We start from the raw sequence: 1,347 nt of genomic DNA on the forward strand, positions 1-1,347 counted from the left end.
CTGCTATTCGTTCTAATGAATCATTAGAGTAGTAGCTCTAGCTCATTTCTGCCCCTAAATTGGTTTCGCCAAAAAGTCTGTATTCACAGTCGAGTGGTTTTTGGCCTAATAGAACTAATCTGACACCCAAACTCAAAAAGAACGTAAACTGGGTATCAGAGTGCAGTTCTTAGTTCAAAGCAACTCGATGACTTTTGCTCTACAAACCGATCTTAAAGCGTCACAAACTTACAAGGCGTTATGGAAGCATACCGCCTTGATCAAGTGTCTAAAATCTTCGCTAAGAGCGTTTGAGGTGGTCTGAGGGCTGTTTCTGATAGCAAACTCGCACATTTACCAAATAGTAATAATAAACACCGATTTTTGTGAGGTTGTGTTGCAACAATTTTAAAGCCGTCCTCCGCAATCTAAAACTTGCGTCAATAAGAATTAGCAATTTCGCAGTAAAACCTCGCCCGATGAGGATGATCACAGGGATATTAAGTGTTCTTTACTATAAGGATAAGGAGCGCCATTTTATAAACTAAATAGCGGCCTTGTCCCTGGTTGAATACTGTTTTTATATACAGTATATTTGCTGGTTTTTATTCCCGATTTATACGTTTAACGGAGCAAAATATGAGTAACACAGGTGAAGATCTAATTTTAGCTATAGAGAATAATTCAAAACTGATGCAATTGAGTAATTGCCCATCTGTACCAGTTGAATTTAGTCGTGCTGTTTACGGTTCTGTTCAGAACGATTCTGGCAATGGTTCTGTTATTGAAAATAAAGGAAATATGCAGAGTCAAATAAATACGGCTCTTGCTTTTTCCGGAGCAAACTCAGAAACAGAAGTGTGGCATTTTTTAATGGGGTCAGCTGTTCACCATTTTGTAGTTGTTCCATGGTATAAACAATCAGCGCCTCAAGGTGTTGTATACACTATTTTTATGGCTTATGAAGATAAGTACAAAGTAGATAATTATGTAAATAAGAAAAGTCCAGCTCCTACAGGGACTAAAGGTTATAAAAAGGTTTGGACAACTAGCGATTTGAGTAATATGTTTTCTGAGTTACTAACAAGTAGCGATGCTTGGGAAAGTTACTTTGGAAATGTTGGAAAAAATCAAGCAACTAAAATTACTTATTGGAAGTACAAAACAACAACTTTATCTTCTGCTATCACTAATGTTAATAATTATTAACGTACCCCAAATTAGCGTTGAGGTGTGATGGTTTTTTGATCAATTAGCGTTCATGCTAAACCCTGTTATTTATGGCAAGGTAAGCATAGCGTGAGCTTGAAAAGCGTATCCGCCCCATGAACCCACGGGGCGACTTGTCAGTGTTTGAAGTTCCAAGGT

At 37.7% G+C, this 1,347-nt stretch carries 1 protein-coding gene; it reads left to right on the forward strand.

The genetic code is table 11. The features are described from left to right. Positions 1 to 618 precede the first annotated feature (618 nt). The gene (locus ACED25_RS23415; protein ID WP_016799065.1) at positions 619 to 1,188 is read left to right on the forward strand and encodes a hypothetical protein; all 570 of its coding nucleotides are present in this window, start codon (positions 619 to 621) and stop codon (positions 1,186 to 1,188) included. Positions 1,189 to 1,347: the final 159 nt, after the last annotated feature.

This window comes from Vibrio sp. 1F263 (assembly GCF_041439035.1).
Taxonomy (GTDB): Bacteria; Pseudomonadota; Gammaproteobacteria; order Enterobacterales; family Vibrionaceae; genus Vibrio; species Vibrio tasmaniensis_A.

Excerpts from the sequence above, each read along its gene's own strand:
- ACED25_RS23415 (WP_016799065.1), top strand. The coding sequence starts at position 619 with ATGAGTAACACAGGTGAAGATCTAATTTTAGCTATAGAGAATAATTCA.